This window comes from Sphingobium sp. CFD-2 (assembly GCF_024611135.1).
In the GTDB taxonomy this organism is placed as follows: domain Bacteria; phylum Pseudomonadota; class Alphaproteobacteria; order Sphingomonadales; family Sphingomonadaceae; genus Sphingobium; species Sphingobium fuliginis.
In genome coordinates, this window is record NZ_CP084406.1 from 923,372 (window position 1) to 942,871 (window position 19,500).

Here is a 19,500-nt window from a genome sequence, read left to right on the forward strand (position 1 = left end):
GTTGGTCGGGGTTTGCGATTCGGGGCCGAATGGTCCCACATAATTCCCACTCCGGTCCCGCCGCCATTCCTCCCACCAATATTGGAATCGGTCTTCATCGTAAGAAAACCGCCATATTGTGCGCCGCACCCAACGATTGCAGTCATACTGAGCAAGTGCGAAATTATTACGCTTGACCCATTACGTAATATCCATACCGTATAGTTGATCGACCGCTCGTCGAAGCGGCGCAACAAAAGGGTAGATTAGCCGGGCAGTCACCGGCTTGAAGTGAGGGTTCGTGAATCGAAGAACGGCTCGCAATGCTGCTCTCTCAGGCGCTATGGCGCCGGTCGCCAGCAATGCGCGGCATTGTGACCTTGCCGGTTCATCGCACGGCGCTCGAACAGATCAAATGATGATTGCAGCCGCTTCGGTTGCAAAAGACCATGCACATCATGGCATGACAATGACGACTGGCCGGGAACCGGCCGACAAGGTGCCGGCCTAGCCAGAGCGCCAGGGAGAAGGATGTCACTTGGGGCTCAACTGCAAGGGGGTCGAAGTGACTATGAAATTGTTTCGCAATACATTGCTTGGCGCGACCATTCTTATGGGCGTTGGGACCACTTCGGCTTTCGCTCAAGGCGCCGCGGACGGTGCTGACGGTGCAGGCGGCGAGGGCAACGAGATCGTCGTGACGGCCACGCGGCGCGCGGTTTCGATCCAGGACGTGCCGATCAACATCAGCGCCGTCGGCCAGGAGCAGCTCGCCCGGCAGCGGATCGACGACGTGCGCGACATTGCCGACTTTACGCCAGGCGTGACCATATCGGACACGGGCCCGGGCTCGACCGGAACGATCGTGCTTCGCGGCCTCAACGCTTCGGATTCCAGTTCCACCGGCAATTCCTATGACACGGCCTTGGGCGTCTATCTCGGCGAGGTTCCGCTCTATTACGACTTCAAATTGCTCGACATCGCGCGCGTCGAAACGCTGCTCGGGCCGCAGGGGACACTCTATGGCCTTGGCACCCTGGCGGGCGCGATCCGCAATATCCCCAACCGGCCCGACACGGACAAGATCGAGGGCGAGGTGCATAGCCGCCTTTACGGCAAGGGCCACAGCGGCAAGCTGGGCTATCAGGTCGACGGCGTCATCAACATCCCGATCGTCAAGGATCATATCGCCTTCCGGTCGGCCACGGGCTATTTCTACGATCCCGGCTTCATCGACTATCCGCTGCTGCTCCAGACGCCCGGCGTTTCGCTGCCCCAGCCGGATGGTCCGACGAGCATCTCGCCCGCCGGCTATGCCGCGAACCTGAGAAAGGAGAAGGACCTCAATTTCGAGAAGACCTTCACCACCCGCAACCAGTTGCTGTTCCAGATCAGCGAGGATCTGAAGGTCAACTTCACCTACGCGTTCCAGCAGACCAAGACCGATGGAGGTCAATATAATAGCGACGGCGTACTCGGAACGGGCAAATATCAAAGTGCGGCGCGTTATATCGAGCCGGTGAAGCGCCGCGCGCACCTGGGAGCGATGGAAATCAACGCCAACCTCGCGGACATTGCCGATCTTGTTTCGACAACTGCCTATACCGATGTCAAGAACGACAATCGGACGGACAATACCGACCTTCTGCTCGATCTCGATTATGGCTATGAATCCTTCCCCGCTTTTTCGAGCTGGAACGAAAGCCACGATCGCCGCAAGCAGTTCAACCAGGAAGTCCGCTTCGTTTCCCGCCATGGCGGTCCGTTCAACTGGGTGCTGGGCGGCTTCTACAATCAGCAGAAGCGGCTGCGCGAATATACCGAACATGTTCCGAATCATCCCTGGGTGGAATTCGGAACGCAGCCCAACCCCGAGGAGGTCGAGTATAACAGCTTCAACAAGTCGAAAGTGACGGAGAAGGCAGTCTTCGGTGAAGGCACGTTAAGGATCATACCCGAATGGCAGGTGACGGCAGGCGTGCGCTATTTCGGCTATACGTCGGACGTCAGCGGACGCGCGGTACTTCCACTGCTCGGCGATCCGGTCAGCCCCTATGATCTTCCTTCTGCCGGCGGCAAGTCGAAGAAGAGCGGCTGGGTGTGGAAGTTTAACAGCTCCTACAACTTCACGCCAGACATCATGCTCTATGGCACCTACAGCAAGGGCTATCGGATCGGAGGGCCGAACACTGTCGCGCCCTGCGTCCTGCCACTCGATCTAACGCAGCAGAATGTGTGCGCGCTGCCCAATGAAATCCAATATGGCCCGGACACCACGAAAAACGCGGAACTCGGCATCCGCACCCAGCTTCTGGATCGCAAGCTGACGTTCAATTTCAACGTCTTCCAGATCAAGTGGAACGGTATTCAAGTCGATTCTGCCACCATCAACGGCATCGTGGGCATCACCGTCAACGGCGGCAAGGCGAAGTCGGAGGGCTTCGAAGCGTCGTTCCAGGCCAAGCCGATAGAAGGATTGTCGATCCAGGGAACATATTCCTACACCGATGCCAAGCTGACCCAGGATGTTCCGGGGATCATCGCGGTCAACGACCCGGCGGGAACCTATCCCAGTTCACCCATTCAGCTGGACGCGCTATCGGGCGATCGCCTTCCAGGCTCTGCAAAGAACAGCGGCAGCCTGGGCGCGACCTACACCATGCCGTTCATGGCCGGGAACCTGGTGGCGGACTGGACAGCGACCTATCGCGGCAATGTCGTGACGCGGCTGGGCTGGGACCGCGCCTATGGCGACAAGCTTCCGGGCTATGTGCTGCACCGCGCCTCGCTGGCCTATGAGACGGACCGTTACAGCCTCGTCCTGTTCGCGAACAATATCTTCGACAAATATGCGGTGGCTTCCGTCTCCAATGACCGCTCGCGCGTGGGCCTTAACGATGGAGTGGTGCTGCGCTATTACAAGCAGACCGTGATCAATCCGCGCACCTTCGGCATCGAAGCACGCTTCAAATATTGATCTAATGATGCTGCCGGGGCGCCATTTCGAAAGGATGGCGCCCCGGCGAGCGCGCAGGATCATCGCAATGCTGCCTTGCATGAAAGGGAAAGAGCCATGGCCGCTGATGCGCGCAGGGTTCGACGGGTACGAACCCTTGGATTGAGTGCGGCGCTCTTGATGGCGAGCGGCTCGGGATATGCCCCGGACCTGAAGGCAGCTTGCGTAGCGCTGCCGAAGCTCTTCGCGGAAAAGTGGATCGACGGCACGCTGCTGCAGGAGCCCTTCACCCAGGTCCAGCAACTCGACGAGGACAGTTTCGTCATCCGCCAGTCGGTCAAGACCAATTTCGAAGCGCCCTTCCTTTATCTCCTCTTCGGGCGCGACAGGGCTTTGCTGATCGACACAGGGGCCGAAGGCGGCCGCATCAGGCCGACAGTCGACCGGCTGGTCGCCCAGTGGCTGGCCGCTCACGGACGCCGTTCGATCCCGCTCGTGGTCGCCCATAGCCACAGCCATGGCGACCATGTTGCCGGAGACGCCGCCTTCCGTGACCGCCCGGATACGACCGTCGTCGGGCTGAAGCCATCGGACGTGGCCAGCTTTTTCGGCATCTCCCATTGGCCCGAGGGAGTTGCCAATTTCGACCTGGGCGATCGCGCGCTCAGCGTCATCGCAACACCAGGGCACCAGGCCGCCGCGATCATGATCTACGACCCTCGCCTCAAGATCTTGTTGTCGGGCGACACGCTCTACCCCGGCCGCCTTTACGTGCCGGTAAATTTCATGGCCGACAATCGCGCCAGCATCGAACGGCTGGCAGCCTTCGCGGCGAAGCATCCGATCTGCGCCGTCATGGGAGCTCATATCGAGATGACGTCCGAGCCGGGGCGCGACTATGGGCATGAAGCGTCAACCCATCCAGACGAACATCCCCTCCCCTTGCCGGCGCAAACCATTGGTGAACTCCAGACCGGCCTGCGAGAGCCGCTGGAGACACCCGACCAGCGGCAAGTCCACGATCACTTCATCATTGTCCCGGTACCCGCCCGCGCGGAATGATCCGGCGGCGTCGGATAAGATTGCCTTCAAGATCAGAGCAAAGGCTGTGATTCTGGCGCACGATCGATATGCCTCGAGTTGGAAAGCTTAGCGCGGGCGACCGGACAGACTTTCGTCCTTGCTGCTTTCTTCTTCGCCTGCGCGGCATCGATCATCTGGCTTGCATCGCGACCCACGCGCGCAGTTGATCCCGATGCGGCGCATTGATCGAAAGCTTTCGGTGCATGTCACATGGCGATCCAGGAACCTATGTCATGCGCAACATCGAGGAGCAAATCTGCCGCCCACTGGCAGAGACGGCCCTGGCAAATAGCCGTTCCTCCACCTTTGATGTGATATAATAGTGACAATGCAGCTATTTGTGCGTCATGTGGGAAATCGCGCTGCCGATGCTTGTTCTATCCCCGAAGGCATGAAGGGATGCCTTCTGCAAGGGATGAGGGGTGTAACATGCAGCTTCGTGCTATTCTGCTTGGCTCGGCGAGCTGGAGCGCGGCTTTCCTGATCGCAACCGGCGCGGCCTGTGCGCAGACGAATGCGGACGCAGCCTCCCCGGCTGCCGCAACGGTGCCGCAGGGCAGCGACACGGCGTCGGAAAGAGGAGAGCCGGTCATCATTGTGACAGGTTCCCGCATTGCGCGGCCGACACTGGATTCGCCGATCCCCGTAACATCGCTGTCGACTGCGGACCTTACCCGGAGCGGCGGCACCGTCATCGGCGATGTGCTGAATGATCTGCCCTCGCTGCGGTCCTCCTACAGTCAGGCGAACTCCACCCAATATATCGGCACGTCCGGCCTCAACCTGCTCGATTTGCGTGGCCTGGGCGTCACGCGCTCGCTGGTTCTGGTGAACGGCCGTCGCCATGTCACCTCGTCCGAAGGCGATTTTCTCGTCGATACGAACACCATTCCCACCGACCTCATCGAGCGCGTCGACATCGTGACCGGCGGCAGTTCGGCCGTCTATGGCTCCGATGCCATGGCCGGCGTGGTCAATTTCGTGCTGAAGCGCGATTTCGATGGCCTTTCGCTTGACGGCAAGGCCGGTATCTCCAGCTATGGCGACCGGGGAACCTATCGGCTGTCGGGCACCTTCGGCCGGAATTTCGCCGACGGACGGGGCAATGTTGCGCTGAGCCTGGAATATAATCGCGCGAATTTGCTGACCTATACCGACCGGCCCGCCCTGACTGGCGCTTTTTCCGGACGGCGGCAATTCCAACTGGTCGACAATCCGTCTCTGGACAATGACATTCCCGACAGAAGCTTCCTGACCGGGGTGCACAGCTTCGGTTATGACAATGGCGGCAATTTCATCGCCTATAATGGCGGCAGCCCCCTGTCCTGCGGCACTGGCGCTGCGGGGGCCTGCCGCGCAAATGGCTTCCCGCGCGTTTTCGGCTTCAACCCCGACGGATCGCTTTACGAATATGCCTATGGCAATGATTTCCGCCCTGCCGGATCCGGGAATAATCAGAATGGCAACGGCGCGACGCTGAACGATCGCGGCACGCTCAATCCCTCGCTCAAGCGCTTCGTGGCGAATTTCCTTGCCCATTATGACGTGTCGGATGCATTTCGCCCCTTTATCGAGGCCAAGTTCGTCCGGGTGAAGAGCTTTAACCAGGGCAGCCCGACATTCGGACAAGGCGGGGAACAAGGCACGGTCGCGTCGGAGGATGAGGACGGCAATCCGATCCGCGTGGCGGCGACGCCCGACACCTATCTGGGATCGGGCGTTCCGATCTTCTTCGACAATGCCTATTTGCAGCCGGGCGCGGCAGCCACCATTCGCTCGCTGCTGCCGGCGGGCGCGGAATTCTTCCGGCTCAACCGCAATAATAACGATCTTGGCACCCGCGACGAATATGACCGCCGCGACACCTATCGCATCGTCGTGGGCGCCGAAGGAACGTTCAACGACGACTGGCGCTATGATTTTTCCGTCAACTACGGGAAGTTCAAGAGCCGCTCCCTGTTCTTCAACAACCGTATCGAATCCCGCTTTCAGAATGCGGCCGACGCCGTTTTCAACGCTGCGGGCAATATCGTCTGCCGCATCAATCAGGTGACCGTCACAGACCCGGCCTGCGCACCGCTCAACCTCTTCGGGGACGGTGCGCCCAGCCAGGCGGCGCTCGATTATATCAACACCACATCCCATCGCCGGGGTAGCGCCAGTCAATTCGACATCAACGCCAATCTGGTGGGCGACAGCTCGCAATGGTTCGAGCTGCCGGGCGGTCCCGTCGCCTTTGCGATTGGCGCCGAATATCGTCGGGAAAAGGCGTTTTACGCCTATGACGATACGGTGAAGAGCGGCGATACTTTCCTGAACGCCATTCCCGACTTCAATCCGCCATCCTTCGCCGTGAAGGAAGCCTATGGCGAACTGGACGTTCCCCTTCTGAAGGACATGCCGTTCGCGCGGGAACTCAGCGTCAATGGCGCGGTTCGCGTCGCGGACTATAAGGGCGCAACCGGCACCGTCTGGGCCTATAATGGCGGTGCGATCTACGCGCCGGTTTCCGACATCAAGTTCCGGGTCAATTACTCCCGGTCGGTGCGGGCTCCGACACTGAGCGACCTTTATTCCTCGCCGTCACAGAATTTCGATCTTCTGGACGATCCCTGCGACGTCAATTTCATCGACAAGGGCAAGTCGACCCGCGCGGCCAATTGCGCCGCCGCCGGCGTGCCCGCGGGCTTCGTCAACAGCGTGGCGCGGGCCGGAAGCACGGAGTTTCTGTCGGGCGGCAATCCCAATCTGACCGCCGAAAAGTCGCGCAGCTGGACCTATGGGTTCATCCTGCAACCGCGCATGATCCCGGACCTGTCGATCACGGTCGACTATTACGACATCAAGATCAGCAAGGTCATCAGTGCCGTGGATGCGCAGACCATTCTCGACGCCTGCTATGATGGAGCAAATCTGAACAACCAGTTCTGTCAGCTCATCTATCCCCGTCAGGCCAATGGACTGTTCGCCAGACCGGCCCTGTTGCAGAGCACGGTGAACTTCGCCGCCCTGGTGGCGAAAGGCATCGACATGGATGTCGCCTATAATCATCGGTTCGACCCCGACAACAGGATCGCGGTCCGGGTCGTCGGCACCTGGGTGCGGACCCGCACCGACTATCCCTATCTCGACAATCCCGGCCAGCCCGAACGGGTGAAGGGAGAGCTGGGCGATCCGATCTGGAACGTCAATGCGTCCATCGACTATACGCACCGCAACCTCACTCTGGGGTATCAAATCCGCTATATCGGCCGCCAATCGATCACGGATTGGGAGGCCCAGCACGACACTTATGGCGTGCCGGCGCTCGATCCCAACTATGCCGACACCGTCTATTATCCGCGCGTTTTCTACCATTCGATCCGTGCGTCGCTGGATGTCGACAAGCGGTTCACCCTTTATGGCGGGGTCGACAATCTCACCAACCGTAAACCGCCCTACGGATTGTTCGGCAATGGCAGCAATGGTGATGGCGACGCCATTTACGACAATATCGGCCGCTTCATGTATATGGGCGTGTCTGTCAAACTTTGATTTGCAAAGCGGGAATGGGAAAGGGCGGGCGGGTTTGCGTGCCCTTTCTCAACAACATGTGACTTACCGATACAGGTCGAAAATGACGTTTGGGCAGCTTAACTCTCGGTAATGACTCAAGCGTCGAATTCCGGTTTTCGAAAGCGGACAGGGATGTCCGCCATATCAGTTCGACCTCGCCCGTCGGTCCAGAATCTGCTTGAGAGGATTGGGTTTCCCCGGGGCCACACGCCGAAGGGTATTCGTATCGTGATGGTCGAACGGGTCCGGCCTGCCGTGGACGGCAAGAGTGGTGTGAATATCATAGCTCCAGCTATCGTCGCCGTCGAAGCGGATGTCGATCCGGTATGCATCCGTTCGAAAACCATATTCCAGGAAAGCGGTCGAGCATATCCCATATTGCGTCTGACCGCGTGTCGCGACCAGCGACAAATTGTCGTCGCCGACCTTGGCGTGGCCCGCGGCCAGCGCCACCTGCCCACGTGGAATTGCCAATGTCTGCAGGATCAGCCCGGTCGCCGGTTCCCATAGCCAGTAACCGACCTGATCGTGGAAGGTGATGTCCTCTTCCTCGGTCGTGATATGGGTGTGATAGCGCAGGCCGTAGAAAAGCTGCGGCCCGTTGGTTTGAGGATCGATGGCATCGAACGAAACGCGCTCAACGAACACGCGCCGCTCGGGAGCGTCTGCCTTGGGGTTGATATCAACACCCTTATGGGCCTCCCAGCGACCGGCCAGCCTCGCCAGCGGTCCCAGATTGGCGAGCGTGTCGGGGTCGACACCGGTTGGCTCGGTAAAAATATCCTGAGGAAACGGATTCATGGCCTTTCCCTGCGAAACGAGTGGAACCCGCAACATAGAACCTGATCCTGGTCGACCCAAGGACTCAATTCCTTGCCTGGCTCATACGCTTAAGGCAAAAAATATACCGCTGATCGCGTGCGTGAACGTGGACAGCGCTCGAAGGAATATCGGTGCGCCCGTTGCACGCATTGCCGGGATGGGAGAAGAGGCTGGCGATACGGACGGAAACCCTCGTCACGATTCGCGGCATGATCCAGTGCAGGGTTCGTCCCTGAACCGCTTGAGGAAAGAGATATGAGCAAGGACATCATCATCGCTGGCTATGCCCGGACGCCCATGGGCGGCTTTCAGGGCGCACTTTCCAGCGTTTCGGCGCCGGAACTGGGCGCCGTTGCGGTGAAGGCGGCAGTCGAGCGCTCCGGCGCCGCGCCGGAGGCCATCGACCGCATCTATATGGGCTGCGTCCTGCCCGCCGCCCTCGGCCAGGCGCCCGCGCGGCAGGCGGCGCTTGGCGCGGGCCTGCCCCAGTCGGTGGAGGCGACGACGGTCAACAAGATGTGCGGTTCGGGCATGCAGGCGGCAATCATGGCCGCCGAAGCGCTGAGCGCCGGGGCCGTGGACATCGTCGTCGCCGGCGGCATGGAGAGCATGACCAATGCGCCCTATGCCCTGCCCAAGCACCGTTCCGGCGCGCGCATCGGCCACGATCGGGTCATCGACACGATGATGATGGACGGGCTGGAGGACGCCTATGATCGCGGCAAGCCCATGGGAGCCTTTGCCGAGGACACGGCCCGCGATTATCAGTTCACCCGCGCGGAAATGGATGCCTATGCGGTCGAAAGCCTCGCCCGCGCCAATGCGGCGATCGACAGCGGCGCCTTCGCTGCGGAGGTGGTGCCTGTCACCGTCAGGACGCGCGGCGGCGAGGTCCAGGTCGACAAGGACGAACAGCCCGGCAATGCGAAGCCGGAGAAGATACCCTCGCTGAAGCCCGCCTTCGCCAAAGACGGTGCGATCACGGCGGCCTCCTCCGCCTCGATTTCGGACGGCGCAGCCGCGCTGGTGCTGACCCGTGCGGATGTCGCTGAGAAGCTTGGCCTTGCCAGGGAGGCGCGCATCGTCGCCACCGCATCCCATGCCCATGCTCCCGCGCTGTTCACGACTGCCCCGGTCTTCGCGATCCGCAAGGTGCTGGAGAAGGCGGGCTGGTCCGCCGGGGACGTCGATCTCTACGAAGTGAACGAGGCGTTTGCCGCCGTCGCCATGATCGCGATGCGCGACCTCGACATTCCGCATGACAGGATCAACGTCAATGGCGGCGCCACCGCACTGGGTCATCCCATCGGCGCCAGCGGCGCGCGCATCATCGCCACGCTGGTGGCGGCATTGAAGGCCCGCGGCCTCAGGAAAGGCGTCGCGGCGCTCTGCATCGGCGGCGGCGAAGCGACCGCCGTGGCTCTCGAAATCCTCTAAGACGGATAGAGATAACAATTTGGACCGGCGCCGTCCTTCCGGATGGCGCCATCCTTTAATCCATGTCTCTCAGGTTATGGATTATAGCGCGGCGCGACTCATCGCGATGGAACGTCCTGCACGCGGCTGAAGTTTTCCCTTCAGTCGATGACCGGAGCCATGGAGCCAGCCGATGCTCGAACATATTCCCGCCTGGATGGGCAGGATCTTCACCAATGTCCGCGCCGGCCATGAAAGGCTGGCCATCGTCAGGGCCGGGCTGCAGGGAACGGCGCCCATGATCCCGCTGTCCAGCCCGGCTTTCGCTGCCGGCGGCCGGCTGCCGATCCGCTTCACGGCGGATGGCGAAGGGGTATCCCCGCCGCTTGTCTGGGGTGAGGTGCCGGCAGGCACGGCCAGCATCGCGCTGATCGTCGAGGACCCCGACGCGCCCACACCCAATCCGCTGGTCCATGGTCTGCTCTGGGACCTGCCCGGCGATCTCCGCCAGGTGGACGAGGGGGAGATTGCGGAGGGCAAGGAGGCCACCGTCGGTTCCGTTGGCCGAAACAGCTATCTTGCCCAGGCCTGGCTTCCGCCGGACCCGCCGACGGGTCATGGCGAGCATGATTATATTTTCCAGCTCTTCGCCCTGGCGCAGTCCATTGATCTGGGGCCGGGGCCCGGCCGGTCCGACATCGTCAAGGCGATGGACGGCCAGGTGCTGGGGGTGGGCGTGCTGGTCGGCACCTATTCCCGCGGCGATCCGGCGCCCGTCGGACATATCGGCCCCGGCCTGGCGCGCGGTTAGCCCGGGAACAAGGCCGGTGCCTCGTCCGCCTGAACCGGCCGACGCCGATCCTTGGAACGTCTCCGCCTTCAAACCGTTCGGGACATGAAACAGAAACAAATCAGCCTCGCCCGACCGGCGTCCAACCCAGGTTAGTTCGCGCTGCGTAATAAACCGATAGAGAAGCGACAGGAGGGTCGTGCCATGGGCGATGAAGACGACACCGTTCATTATGACGGCACGGAAGGCGGCTGGGGCTCGATCAAGGGCATGGCCGAAATCGCCTGGCGCGAGAAGCCGACGCCGGCCGTCCTCAACACGCTGCGCCGGCAAAACAAGGTCAAGGGGTTCATGTGCGTGTCCTGCGCCTGGACCAAGCCCGCCCATCCGCATGCCGCCGAATTTTGCGAGAACGGGGCCAAGGCCACGCTATGGGAACTGACCAGCCGCCGCTGCACGCCCGAAGTGCTGGCCAGACACAAGGTCGGCGAGCTTAGGACATGGAAGGACCACGACCTTGAGCAGCTTGGGCGGCTCACCCATCCGATGCGCTTCGATCGGGCGAGCGACCGCTATGTGCCCTGCTCCTGGGACGAGGCGTTCGAGGCGATCGGCAGGGAACTCAAGGCCATCGATCCCCGCGACGCCGTCTTCTATTCATCGGGGCGGGCCAGCCTGGAAACAAGCTATCTCTATGCCCTGTTCGCCCGGGCCTATGGCCACAACAACCTGCCGGACAGTTCCAATATGTGCCATGAGACGACGTCCGTCGCGCTCAAGAAGCTCATCGGCTCCCCGGTCGGCACCTGCGTGCTGGCCGATTTCGACCTGTGCGACGCGATCTTCTTCTTCGGGCAGAATACGGGCTCCAACAGCCCGCGGCTGCTGCATCCGCTGCAGGAGGCGGTGAAACGCGGGGTGAAGATCGTGACCTTCAACCCGATCCGCGAAAAGGGTCTGGAGGTCTTCAAAAATCCCCAGAGCCCGACCGAAATGCTGACGCCCAAGGCGACGCAGATCTCGACGCTCTATCTCCAGGTCAAGGCCGGCGGGGACATTGCCGCCATCACCGGACTGATCAAGCATGTCCTTGCCGAGGAAGAAAGGAAGTGGCGCGAGGAACAGCGCCACGTCCTCGACATCGACTTCATCGAGCAGCACTGCACCGGATTCGAAGCGCTCAAGGCCCATGTCGAGGCGACAGGCTGGGAGGAGATCGAGCGCGAGAGCGGCCTTGCCCGCGCCGACCTCCAGCAGGCGGCGCAGATCTACATCGACGCTCCCCGCTCCATCGCCATGTACGGCATGGGCCTGACCCAGCATGTCCATGGCTTCGAAAATCTTGCGGCGCTCACCAATCTGTGGCTGCTCAAGGGCAATATTGGCCGCGACGGCACCGGCATATCCCCGGTCCGCGGCCATTCGAACGTGCAGGGCCAGCGGACGGTCGGCATTTCCGAAAAGCCGGAACTGGTGCCGCTGGACAGGATCGCCCGGCAATATGGCTTCGACCCGCCGCGGGAAGAGGGCATGAACACGGTGAAGGCGTGCGAGAAGATCCTGTCGGAAGAGGTGAAGGCCTTTATCGGCCTGGGGGGCAATTTCGTCCGCGCCATCCCGGAACGCGAGAAGATGGAGGAGGCCTGGCAGCGTCTGCGCCTGACGGTCCAGATCGCGACCAAGCTCAACCGCAGTCACCTCATAAACGGCGAAATCGCCTATCTTCTGCCGTGCCTTGGACGGTCCGAGGAAGACATGCAGGCATCCGGCCCGCAGGCGGTGACGATGGAGGATTCTCTCTCCTGCATCCACGGCTCGCTGGGCAAGAACAAGCCCGCCTCCGACCATCTGAAGTCGGAGGTGGCGATCGTGGCCGGAATGGCGAAGGCGACGCTTCCCCCCAATCCAAAGCTGGAATGGGACGCATGGACGGCGGATTATGCCAGGATCAGGGACAGGATCGAGGAAAGCTACCCGGACCAGTTCCACGACTTCAACGACAGGGTGTTCACGCCCGGCGGCTTCTACCGCGGCAATTCGGCGCGGGAGCGGATCTGGAAGACCGAGAGCGGAAAGGCGCAGTTCACCGTTCCCAAGACGATGAGTTCGGTCGGCTTCGAACCGGCGGTGGGCCGTTACAGGCTGGTGACCTTGCGGTCGAACGACCAGTTCAACACGACGATCTACGGCTATTCCGACCGGCTGCGCGGCATCGAAGGAACACGTGACGTCGTGCTGATGAACCCTGAGGATATGGGAGCCGCCGGCCTTCGGGCGGGCCAAGTCGTCAGCCTGGCGAGCGATGCCGGGGATGGCGTTCATCGTCAGGTCGACGGCCTGGCGGTCACGCCCTTCCTGCTGCCGCGCGGCTGTCTGGGCGCATATTATCCGGAAATGAATCCCCTGGTTCCGCTCTGGTACCACGACGAGCAGTCGAAGACCCCTGCGGCCAAGGGCGTTCCCGTCCGCATCGTCATCTGAGATGCGGAAGCGTGGGGCAGCGGCATTGATGGCGATCCTGCTCGGCGGATGCAGCCAGGAAGCGCGCGACCTGGGCCCCGGCCTGCCGCAGACGGCGCCGCATGGCAATGCGGACCCGCGGATCGACGCCTATCAGGGGAATTTCTACCAGATCGCGCAGGGCGGCCGCTATTTCGCCTGGTATGGCTGTTCGCCCTGCCACAGCGAACAGGCAAAGGGCGGCGCCCGATTGTCCGATGGGCAATGGGTTCAGGGCGGGGGCTTCGCGGACGTCTACCGGTCGATCGCCACGGGCCATGGCGGCGCCTTTGGCCAGCGTGTGCCGGTCGAGCAGCTTTGGCAGATCACGGCCTATGTCCGCGATCTGCCGCTGCACTATCCCGAAAAGCGGCGGCGGCTCCTGCTCGACCAGAAGGGCGAGCCGCAGGGATCGGCATGGTCCGGCCCGCAATGAGACGATCGACATCGGTCATCGCCATGCTGTTCCTGTCCGCCTGCACCGGCGTCCAGTCGCCGCTCGCCCCGGCAGGGGATCAGGCGTCCGCGCTCCACATGCTCCTGATCGTCATGACGGTGGTCTGCGGGCTGGTCTATCTGCTGGTGATGGGCGGGCTCGTCTGGGCCGTCATGCGCGCCCGCTCGCGCCGCCAAAAGGATGAAGGACGCGCTGAAACGCGGGTGGACCGCGCCCTCCATGTCGCGGCGGGGATCATCGTCGTCGGACTCACCATCCTCATCACCGTCAGCTTCTTCGCTGACCGCGCCCTATTCGCAACCCGCGGGAAGGACGCCATGGCCGTGCGCGTGACCGGGCATCAATGGTGGTGGCGGATCGAATATCGCGATCCGGCGAGCGGGCGCTGGATCGAAACCGCCAACGAACTCCATTTGCCGCTGGGCCGCACGACACGGGTCGAGCTTGCGTCGGGAGATGTCATTCACAGTTTCTGGGTGCCGAACGTCTCCGGAAAGATCGACATGATTCCCGGCCGCCGCAACCTTCTCGACCTGACGCCGCGTCGAACGGGCTGGTTTCGCGGGGCCTGCACGGAATTTTGCGGCGCGCAACATGCCCATATGGCCTTCGATGTGAAGGTGGAAGCGCCTGCCGACTTCGACCTCTGGCTGAAGACCCAGGCAGCCCCGGCGGCATCCGGCGCGCCCGCCACAGGGCGCGGAGCCCAGCTCTTCGCGACGAAATGCGCGGCCTGCCACAGGATCAGGGGCACATCGGCAACAGGCCGGGCGGGACCCGATCTCACCCATGTCGCCGCGCGAAGGTCCATCGCCGCCGGCACGCTGCCCATGACGCGGGGCGCGCTGCAAGGCTGGATCGCGCAGCCCCAGGCGTTGAAGCCCGGTACGTCGATGCCGGCCGTGCCGCTGCCGCCTGCGGATGCCGATGCGCTCGCCACCTATCTGGCGAGGCTCAGATGACCGCCGACGCGACCCTGATCGAACGGCTGGACGAAAGGTGGCGCGACCCGCCGGGCCTGTGGGGTTTCCTGACCACGGTCGATCACAAGCGCATCGCCGCGCGCTACATCGTCACGGCGCTGTTCCTCATGTTCCTGGCCGGCATGCTCGCGCTCGACATGCGATGGCAGCTGTCGGTCGCCGAAAACACCCGCATGAGCCCGCAGCTCTACAATGAAAGCTTTTCGCTGCACGGTTCGACCATGTTGTTCCTGGTGTCCGTGCCATTGATGGAGGCCATGGCCTTCTGGCTGGTGCCGCTGATGCTTGGCACGCGCAACATGGCTTTCCCGCGCCTTGGCGCCTTCAGCTTCTGGCTCTATTTCGGCGGCGTCCTGACCCTGTGGATCGCCCATGCGATCGACATCACGCCCGACCTTGGCTGGTTCGAATATCCCCCGCTCTCAGGTCCATCCTACAGCCCGGGGCATCGCGCCGACATCTGGGCGCAGATGATCACCTTCACGGAGGTTGCCGCGCTTGCCGCCTCGGTCAATGTCGCGGCGACCATCCTCAAGATGCGGCCCCCGGGCATGACGCTGACCCGCATGCCGGTATTCCTCTGGGCCATGCTGATCGCATCGATCATGACGATCCTGTCCATGCCGGCGGTCATGCTCGTCACCTCCATGCTGATCGCCGACCGGCTCGTCTCGACCCATTTCTTCTCGCCCGCCGGGGGCGGCGACACGCCTCTGTTCCAGCATCTCTTCTGGTTCTTCGGGCATCCGGAAGTCTATATCATCTTCGTGCCCGCCACCGGGTTCATATCCTCCATCGTCGAGACCTTTTCGCGGCGGACGCTGTTCGGCCATGCCGCCCTCGTCCTCTCCATGATCTCCATCGGCGCGCTGGCCTTCGGCCTGTGGGTGCACCATATGTTCGCCGTCGGCCTGCCCCGCCTGGGCAATGATTTCTACACCGCCGCCAGCATGGCGATCGCGCTGCCCGCCGGATTGCAGATCTTCTGCTGGATCGCGACGATCTGGCTCGGCAGAATCCGTCTTGCGACGCCGATGCTGTGGATTCTGGGCTTCGTCGCGACCTTCATCATCGGCGGCCTTTCAGGCGTGATGACCGCGTCGGCCGCTCTCGACCTGCAACTCACCGACACCTATTTCGTGGTGGCGCATCTTCATTATGTGCTGATCGGCGGGGCGATCTTCCCGCTTTTGGGGGCCTTTGCCTATTGGTACCCCAAGGCGACCGGGCGGCTGATGTCGGAACGCTGGGGAAAGGTCGCCTTCGTCCTGATCGTCGGCGGCTTCAACCTGGGCTTCATGCCGATGCATTTCCTGGGCCTGATGGGAATGCCCCGTCGCGTCTATACCTATCCGCCCGGCATGGGCTGGGAAACGCTGAACCAGGTCGCGACCGCTGGCAGCGCCATCGCCGTGGCGGGCGGGCTCGTCTTCGTGGGCAATGCGCTATGGGCCTATTGGCGCGGCAAGCCGGCGGGCGACGACCCATGGGGCGGATCGACGCTGGAATGGGCGTCCCCCTCCCCACCGCCGCCGTACAACATGGCGCATGTGCCCGTGGTGCACGGCCTGACCCCGATGTGGGACGATGCCGGGCGGCTCGACGTCATGGACGGCCTTCGCCCGGACCGGCGCGAAGTGCTGGTGACGTCCGTGACCGACGCCATTCCCCTCTACAGGCAGAAGAGCGCCGCGCCGTCGATCTGGCCGCTGCTGGCGGCGCTCGCGGTCTCCGCCATGTTCATCGGCAGCATCTTCACGCCTTGGGCCATTGTCGTCGGCGCTGCGCCGGTCGCCGCCACCCTGACGGGATGGTTCTGGCCCAGCCGGCCCCGCTCCCGATCGGGACCATTGGGGGTGAATGCATGAGTCCTTCCCGCTCCATCCGGATCGTCGGCGATCTTTCCACCCTGCCGGAAAGCGCATCGGGCCCGCGCCATCTGGTCTGGTGGGGCAATATCGGCTTCATGGTCATAGAGGGGACCGGCTTCGCACTCGCCGCCGCGGCCTATCTCTACCTTATGACCCAGGCTCCTGCCTGGCCGCCCAAGGGCGACGCCTTGCCCGGACTTTTGTGGAGCGCGATCTTCACCATCGGCCTGCTGCTGAGCGCGGTGCCCAATGTCTGGGTGTTGCGCTGCGCCAGGAAGAAGCATCTGGGCGGCGTTCGCTGGGGTACGCTGGCGATGGCGGTCATCGCAGCCTTGCTCTTCATACCCCGCGCGTTCGAGTTCGCGCATCTCGGCATATCCTGGCATCAGGACGCCTATGGATCGATCGTCTGGACGCTCCTCATCCTCCACACCACCCATGTCGTCACCGACTGGTTCGACACGGTGGTGCTGGGCGTCTGGCTTTTCACCCATGAGGTCGGAGACGATCAGTTCGCGGATGTGGAGGACAATTCCAATTATTGGACCTTCGTGATCCTATGCTGGCTGCCCGTCTATGCCCTCATCTACTGGGCGCCGAGGGCGCTATGACGCCCAGCCGCCTCAGCATCCGGGCGCGGGCCTGGATCGGCCTGCTGCTGCCGCCGATGACCTGGTTCCTGTTCGAACAGGGCCTTTCCGCACTGCTCCATGCCGATTGCGGGCGATGGCGGATCGGCCTTGCTTGGGGGGTGGTCAGCATCGCCCTTTGCGCCTTGGCGGCGCGCATCGCCTGGCCCCTGACAGGGTCGCATGGCCCCCTTTCCCATCCCTGGCTGGCCAGGCTCGCCCTCGCCGTCGCGGGCATATTCGCGCTGGCGAGCGCCTTCCAGACCCTCGCATTGCTGATCGTGCCGCCATGCCTCGGATAGGCGTGATCCTTCCAGCGCCGCCGCCGGGCTGTCTCGTCCATGCCGACGCAGCGATGCGCGTCACCCGCAAAGTGCCGAGGCCTGCATATGGCTAGCCGTCCCGTCCCCTCAAGCCTCGTCTGGCTGGCAGCGATCCTTCTGCTCGCGGTCTGCGTCACGCTTGTGGCGGGCGGCGCGATCTATCTGGAAACCAGGTCCGCCGATGAAACCCGCGCCGACGCCATGACCGGCGGACATTCGGAAAGGGGCCGGGCCGCCCTTTATCGCCATGGCTGCGGCGCCTGCCATGTCATTCCCGGCATCGACGGCGCGAACGGCATGGTGGGGCCGGACCTGACCCATGTCGGCCAACGCGCAAGCCTGGCCGGTTCGCTCCCCAACGATCCGGAGACGATGGTGCGATGGCTGATGCATCCGCAGGCGCTGCGGCCCGGAAGCGGCATGCCCGAACAGGGCCTGTCGGAGCGTCAGGCGCGCGACATCGCCGCCTATCTTTATGCCCGGAACTGAGGGGAGGCATGGCACAAACAGGGTTCCACCGAACCGGAAATCCTGGGACCGACTCAGTCCCGGGTGAGCCGAAAATGGCAGTTTTCCGTGACCCGGAGCGCAGCATATTCAAAGTAAGCGAGCACCGGAAGCACGGGAATGGAAGCGGAGCAGGTGACTCGATTCAACCATTGCAGGCCACCATGAGCCTGAATGTCGATCGGTCCTAATGCGCGTCGCCGGATGGACGCTTCACCTTTCTGATCTGGCCGATCCCCAGGAAGACCGTGATGATCGTCACCGGGAACAGCGCGACATCGATCCAGGCGGGCAAATGCCATCCCTGAAGCTCCAGCGCTTCCTTCAGATGGTGCCAAAGGCCAAGGGCATAATAGCTGATGGCCACCACCGACAGCCCTTCCACCGTATGCTGGAGCCGCAATTGCAGCGCGGTCCGGCGGTCCATGGACGCCAGCAGGTCGCGGTTGCGGCGGGCAAGGGCGGTGTCGACCCGCGTGCGCAGCAAGGCGCTGGTCCAGGCGGTCCGCTGCGCCAGATCCTCCAGCCGGCGGGTGAAGGCATCGCAGGTGCGCATGGCCGGCAGCAGGCGCCGCTCGGTGAAATCGTCGAGCGAGCGATACCCCCGCACCGGCACGACGGCGAGACGGCGGAGGCGGTCGCGGCAGATTTCCGCATAGGCCTGCGTCGCGCTCATGCGGTAGCGGGTGCGCGCCACGATCCCGGCCAGCTCCGCGCTCAAGGCGGAAAGTTGCTCCAGCACCTGATCGGCATCCGCATCCTTCTGCGCGACGCGGCTCGTGATCGCGGTCAGCCGCTGTTCGAGCGCGGTGAGCAAGGGGGTCGCCTGTTGCGCCTCGGGCAGGCCGAGCAAGGCGATCTTGCGGTAATTGCCCAGTTCCTGGAGCCGCTGGACCAGTTGCGAGCTTTCGCCGCCTTGCAGCCCCTTGTCGTGGATGAGCAGCCGGCCGAAGCCGTCGGCATGCAGGCGGAAGTCGCTCCAGATGCGGGCATGGCCGTCCGCAACGTCGGATATGATGAGGTCGTCGGTCGCGAAATGGGCGGCGATCGCCGCGGAGGGCGGTTCGTCCATGACCATGGCGATCTGGGTGGAGCGGATCACCCGGCCCGGCATGTCCGCCATCCATGCTGGCACATCGCCAAATGGCGCGAGGTCGAACAGCGTCGCGCCCTCGACCGGCGCGAGGAAGCTGTAGGTCATGAATTCGGTATGACGCTCCCAGGAAAAATGGAGGTCGCCGATCCGCGCGGCAAGGAAGCGATCACCGGCCTTGAGGGCGGGAAAGCGGTGGGACAGCAGGGCGATGCCCTGCTCGGCCTGCTGCTCGTCGACCAGCAGCACGAATTGCAGCGCGAGGGCCGGCGCATCGAAACGGGGCAGGCCGCGAATATGCATTTCCCGCGAGAGGGAAGCCCGCAGCGGATGGTCGCGCTGGCCCAGCGCCGCAAAGGGATCGGCCGGGGTGCTGGTCATGTCGTCCATGGGCCGGTTCTTCCTTGGCAGGCTTGCGCTATTAAGTCCGACAATATCGTCCGTGTCGATTCATAATGCTGCTGGATCGCCATTGGCAATCCGCCCTGCCCGAAAGGATGACAGGCAGAAGGGCGAGACGGACGAGCTCGCCCGACC

The 19,500-nt window shown here is 62.9% G+C and carries 14 protein-coding genes; 12 read left to right on the forward strand and 2 right to left on the reverse strand.

The features are described from left to right. The first annotated feature begins 550 nt into the window (after positions 1–550). From LDB29_RS24410 to LDB29_RS24420, 3 genes are all read left to right on the forward strand, one after another. Positions 551–2,956, forward strand: a complete 2,406-nt coding sequence (locus tag LDB29_RS24410; protein ID WP_257557316.1) for a TonB-dependent receptor — start codon at positions 551–553, stop codon at positions 2,954–2,956. Between the two features lie 159 nt (positions 2,957–3,115). Continuing rightward, positions 3,116–3,997: an MBL fold metallo-hydrolase gene (locus LDB29_RS24415; protein WP_099186749.1), complete on the forward strand. Its 882-nt coding sequence runs from the start codon at positions 3,116–3,118 to the stop codon at positions 3,995–3,997. A 450-nt stretch (positions 3,998–4,447) separates the two neighbouring features. Next, positions 4,448–7,552: a TonB-dependent receptor domain-containing protein gene (locus LDB29_RS24420; RefSeq protein WP_257557320.1), complete on the forward strand. Its 3,105-nt coding sequence runs from the start codon at positions 4,448–4,450 to the stop codon at positions 7,550–7,552. A gap of 165 nt (positions 7,553–7,717) precedes the next feature. On the opposite strand, the gene LDB29_RS24425 is transcribed toward LDB29_RS24420, so the two are convergent. Beyond that, positions 7,718–8,410 (reverse strand): FABP family protein, encoded by a 693-nt coding sequence (locus LDB29_RS24425; RefSeq protein WP_257557322.1) that lies wholly within the window; start codon positions 8,408–8,410, stop codon positions 7,718–7,720. A gap of 240 nt (positions 8,411–8,650) precedes the next feature. On the opposite strand from LDB29_RS24425, the gene LDB29_RS24430 reads away from it, so the two are divergent. The 9 genes from LDB29_RS24430 (at position 8,651) to LDB29_RS24470 (ending at position 17,852) form a co-directional block, all read left to right on the forward strand. Continuing rightward, the gene (locus LDB29_RS24430) at positions 8,651–9,832 is read left to right on the forward strand and encodes an acetyl-CoA C-acyltransferase (RefSeq protein WP_048575582.1); all 1,182 of its coding nucleotides are present in this window, start codon (positions 8,651–8,653) and stop codon (positions 9,830–9,832) included. A gap of 172 nt (positions 9,833–10,004) precedes the next feature. Further along, a complete protein-coding gene (locus LDB29_RS24435) occupies positions 10,005–10,622 on the forward strand; it encodes a YbhB/YbcL family Raf kinase inhibitor-like protein (RefSeq protein ID WP_048575583.1) in 618 nt (205 codons plus the stop codon). A gap of 183 nt (positions 10,623–10,805) precedes the next feature. Further along, positions 10,806–13,082 (forward strand): FdhF/YdeP family oxidoreductase, encoded by a 2,277-nt coding sequence (locus LDB29_RS24440; RefSeq protein ID WP_257557325.1) that lies wholly within the window; start codon positions 10,806–10,808, stop codon positions 13,080–13,082. 28 nt (positions 13,083–13,110) lie between these two features. Continuing rightward, the gene (locus tag LDB29_RS24445) at positions 13,111–13,536 is read left to right on the forward strand and encodes a cytochrome c (RefSeq protein WP_099186745.1); all 426 of its coding nucleotides are present in this window, start codon (positions 13,111–13,113) and stop codon (positions 13,534–13,536) included. Continuing rightward, the gene (gene coxB, locus LDB29_RS24450; protein WP_257557326.1) at positions 13,518–14,519 is read left to right on the forward strand and encodes a cytochrome c oxidase subunit II; all 1,002 of its coding nucleotides are present in this window, start codon (positions 13,518–13,520) and stop codon (positions 14,517–14,519) included. Before LDB29_RS24445 ends, coxB begins: the two co-directional genes overlap by 19 nt. After that, the gene (locus LDB29_RS24455) at positions 14,516–16,408 is read left to right on the forward strand and encodes a cbb3-type cytochrome c oxidase subunit I (RefSeq protein ID WP_257557327.1); all 1,893 of its coding nucleotides are present in this window, start codon (positions 14,516–14,518) and stop codon (positions 16,406–16,408) included. Before coxB ends, LDB29_RS24455 begins: the two co-directional genes overlap by 4 nt. Then, entirely contained in the window at positions 16,405–17,022 is a 618-nt protein-coding gene (locus LDB29_RS24460; protein WP_048575588.1) for a cytochrome c oxidase subunit III, read from the forward strand. Before LDB29_RS24455 ends, LDB29_RS24460 begins: the two co-directional genes overlap by 4 nt. Beyond that, positions 17,019–17,342, forward strand: coding sequence for a hypothetical protein (locus LDB29_RS24465; RefSeq protein WP_099186742.1), 324 nt, complete (start codon positions 17,019–17,021; stop codon positions 17,340–17,342). The genes LDB29_RS24460 and LDB29_RS24465 overlap by 4 nt, the downstream gene beginning before the upstream one ends. An 87-nt stretch (positions 17,343–17,429) precedes the next feature. Next, positions 17,430–17,852 carry a cytochrome c family protein gene (locus LDB29_RS24470; protein WP_099186741.1) on the forward strand — a complete coding sequence of 141 codons (423 nt, stop codon included), beginning with the start codon at positions 17,430–17,432 and terminating at the stop codon, positions 17,850–17,852. Positions 17,853–18,057: 205 nt separating this feature from the next. On the opposite strand, the gene LDB29_RS24475 is transcribed toward LDB29_RS24470, so the two are convergent. Next, on the reverse strand, positions 18,058–19,353 hold the full coding sequence (locus tag LDB29_RS24475; RefSeq protein ID WP_099186740.1) for a DUF3422 domain-containing protein: 1,296 nt from the start codon (positions 19,351–19,353) through the stop codon (positions 18,058–18,060). Positions 19,354–19,500 lie beyond the last annotated feature (147 nt).

Excerpts from the sequence above, each read along its gene's own strand:
- LDB29_RS24410 (WP_257557316.1), top strand. The coding sequence starts at position 551 with ATGAAATTGTTTCGCAATACATTGCTTGGCGCGACCATTCTTATGGGC.
- LDB29_RS24415 (WP_099186749.1), top strand. The coding sequence starts at position 3,116 with ATGGCGAGCGGCTCGGGATATGCCCCGGACCTGAAGGCAGCTTGCGTA.
- LDB29_RS24420 (WP_257557320.1), top strand. The coding sequence starts at position 4,448 with ATGCAGCTTCGTGCTATTCTGCTTGGCTCGGCGAGCTGGAGCGCGGCT.
- LDB29_RS24425 (WP_257557322.1), bottom strand. The coding sequence starts at position 8,410 with ATGTTGCGGGTTCCACTCGTTTCGCAGGGAAAGGCCATGAATCCGTTT.
- LDB29_RS24430 (WP_048575582.1), top strand. The coding sequence starts at position 8,651 with ATGAGCAAGGACATCATCATCGCTGGCTATGCCCGGACGCCCATGGGC.
- LDB29_RS24435 (WP_048575583.1), top strand. The coding sequence starts at position 10,005 with ATGCTCGAACATATTCCCGCCTGGATGGGCAGGATCTTCACCAATGTC.
- LDB29_RS24440 (WP_257557325.1), top strand. The coding sequence starts at position 10,806 with ATGGGCGATGAAGACGACACCGTTCATTATGACGGCACGGAAGGCGGC.
- LDB29_RS24445 (WP_099186745.1), top strand. The coding sequence starts at position 13,111 with ATGGCGATCCTGCTCGGCGGATGCAGCCAGGAAGCGCGCGACCTGGGC.
- coxB (WP_257557326.1), top strand. The coding sequence starts at position 13,518 with ATGGTCCGGCCCGCAATGAGACGATCGACATCGGTCATCGCCATGCTG.
- LDB29_RS24455 (WP_257557327.1), top strand. The coding sequence starts at position 14,516 with ATGACCGCCGACGCGACCCTGATCGAACGGCTGGACGAAAGGTGGCGC.
- LDB29_RS24460 (WP_048575588.1), top strand. The coding sequence starts at position 16,405 with ATGAGTCCTTCCCGCTCCATCCGGATCGTCGGCGATCTTTCCACCCTG.
- LDB29_RS24465 (WP_099186742.1), top strand. The coding sequence starts at position 17,019 with ATGACGCCCAGCCGCCTCAGCATCCGGGCGCGGGCCTGGATCGGCCTG.
- LDB29_RS24470 (WP_099186741.1), top strand. The coding sequence starts at position 17,430 with ATGGCTAGCCGTCCCGTCCCCTCAAGCCTCGTCTGGCTGGCAGCGATC.
- LDB29_RS24475 (WP_099186740.1), bottom strand. The coding sequence starts at position 19,353 with ATGGACGACATGACCAGCACCCCGGCCGATCCCTTTGCGGCGCTGGGC.